We start from the raw sequence: 2,465 nt of genomic DNA on the forward strand, positions 1-2,465 counted from the left end.
ACGCGTGTTGGGTTAACGCCCTCGGGGGTTCAAATCCCCCATTCTCCGCGCTTGGCCCCGGTCCCCTGGACCGGGGCCTTTTTGCGTCCCCGGCCAGGATCAGGCCCGGTAGCCGAGCCGGCGCAGCCGGGACCGTGCGGCCTGCTCGCTCGGTCCGACCCGCCCCAGGGCAAGATGGACGACGCCGAGTGTCGCCTTGGTGGTCAGCCGCACCGGCAGCGGGACGGGCCCCAGCCGCGCCGTGCGCAGGCCTAGAAGCTCCCGGTACTTGGGATCCAGGCTGGTCACGGCCGCGGCGAAAAGCACCCGGTAGCCCGGCCTGAGGCCGGGGTGCAGCGGCGGGTTCCGGATGAAGGCGACCGTCTCCGCGACGCGTTCGTCGGAGCGGAGCTCGCCGTCGTCGTACCAGCGGTCCAGGTCCCGGCGCATGTCCGCCTCGCTGAGCGGCGGGGAGTCAACGCCCATCAGCTTTCCGGCCTGCGCCCACTCCCGTACATACGCATCCGGGCCGCCCGGGATGGGCCTGCCCCAGAGCTTGTGCGCGGATAGAAAGGCGTCAGTGAACGCGATGTGGACCCAGCGGAGCAACTCAGGATCATTGGCCGCGTAGTCCCGGGCGACGCCGTGGCCGTCCACGTAGTCACCTCGGACGGTTCCGTGCACCCGCAGCACCCAGTCCGAGGCAGCCCGGGCGGCGGAAGTCGAGCCATAAGACACCGTGAAAATCCAACGGATCGTATTGGCTAGGCGCCCCAGAGGATCTTCGCGAAAGCGGGAATGATCATGCACCCCGGCCAGCGCGCCCGGATGAAGCGCCTGCATCAGCAGCGCCCGGATGCCGGCCACTATTGTCGGCATGTCCCCATGCACGGCCCAGACCGCCGAGCCCGGCAGGTGGTAGCCGGCGTCGTCACCGTCCGCTAGACGGGGCACCCACTCCGGCACCTCGTCGCGCGTCCCGGTGAACGTCTGTTTAAGTTCGGACTGCCATTCCGTGAGGAGATTGCGCATAGTCAATCCTCCCGCACTTTGCGTCAAGCTCAACCGTATTATTCAGATGGGCTCCAAATCCGGACTCAAAGTTGGCGAATTCCGGTCTGCCCCATCTACAACCGGATCGACTCCTCCCGAGATTGGCAGATGTCCTTGGGCCCGTCCGGCCGCAGGGTTCCCTGCACCTACTCTTTTGCTACCTTTCCCCCGTTGCCCAACACCTACTTCGCTGCGGCGTGCTACTGGGTCACCACTCAGCCGCTACTCGGGATCCTGGATTGAGCCCGCAAAGGCTGGCGTTGGCGGTTCACAGACCTAGCCGACTGTGGTCACATAGGTAGGTGAGTCCGCGAAGATTGGGGTCTGGCGGACAGAACGCAGGAGTCACATCGTGGGAAAACACTGGGGCAACTCATCGAGTGAGCAAGCAATCAGGGTGCGGACAATTGCCGTGCGCTGCCTATCCGGCGGCTTTTGCCTGTCCTTGGCGGTCCTGACTTTCGGGGTCCAGGGCCTGGCCGGATCCGCGGCGCAGGTCGCGCCCCACGCCGCGGTGGCCTCCGGGTCCGTGGGCCCAGGCACGCTGGACCAGGGTCCTCGGGCCGCCGTTCCCGCCGCCCCGGCCGCATCAGCAGCTCCTTCAACCTTCACGGCGGACGCGCTGGCGCTCCTGGCATTCACCCGGTCCACTGTCGAAACCACGTCCAAAGAGGGTGTGGGCGGCCAGCTCAACGTGGCATCCGCAGGTTTGCAGCGCCCGGCGGCAGGCACTCTCATGGCACCGCTTGAGATCTTGCAGGAGTCGTCTCCGTTTGGGCTGCGCACCAGCCCCGTGAACGGATCCGCGGGGGAATTCCACTGGGGCCAGGACTATGCGGCGGCGTGCGGGACGCGCGTGTACTCCGCCGACGCCGGTGTGGTGCGAGCAGTCGGGTGGCATCCCTGGGGTGGCGGCAACCGCGTGGAAATCGACCACGGCAACGGACTCATCACTACCTATAACCATCTTGAGGCGATAGCCGTGAAGAAGGGCGACTCCGTGCGCGTGGGCGAGGTCATTGCACGGGTGGGGACCACCGGATCTTCCACGGGCTGCCATCTGCACTTCGAGACCATCCTGAACGGTTCGCACAAGGATCCGCATGGCTGGAAGCTGCTCCCCATCAAACAGCTGGACCAGCTCGGTACGATGTCGATGACCAGCTACGAACCGTTTGCCAACCGAGCCGCCAACGCCAGCCTCGGCTGGGCCATCCCCGTCTCCGAGGACCTGACGCACGAAGTGACCGGCGGCGTGCAGGAAACTGTCATTCCCTCGACGCCCAGTAGCCCCAAAACGACGCCCACGGCTGATGCCACTGCGACTCCGTCGGCGCCCGACTCACTCTCGCCGACCAAGAAACCCGCGAAGACGCCGACGCCGGCGACGCCGCCCACGTCTAGCGTCACGACGCCGAGGCCCACCCCGACGC

At 66.6% G+C, this 2,465-nt stretch carries 2 protein-coding genes; one reads left to right on the top strand and one right to left on the bottom strand.

Annotated features, from left to right (window positions below; genetic code table 11):
• Nucleotides 1-99 precede the first annotated feature (99 nt).
• Complete coding sequence (locus tag BJG92_RS11155; RefSeq protein ID WP_232084078.1) at nucleotides 100-1,011, bottom strand: oxygenase MpaB family protein; 912 nt, start codon at nucleotides 1,009-1,011, stop codon at nucleotides 100-102.
• Nucleotides 1,012-1,477: 466 nt separating this feature from the next.
• Here BJG92_RS11155 and BJG92_RS11160 point away from each other — a divergent pair.
• On the top strand, nucleotides 1,478-2,465 hold a 988-nt coding region (locus BJG92_RS11160), incomplete at its 3' end, for a M23 family metallopeptidase (RefSeq protein WP_232084079.1).

This window comes from Arthrobacter sp. SO5, assembly GCF_020532805.1.
Taxonomy (GTDB): domain Bacteria; phylum Actinomycetota; class Actinomycetes; order Actinomycetales; family Micrococcaceae; genus Arthrobacter.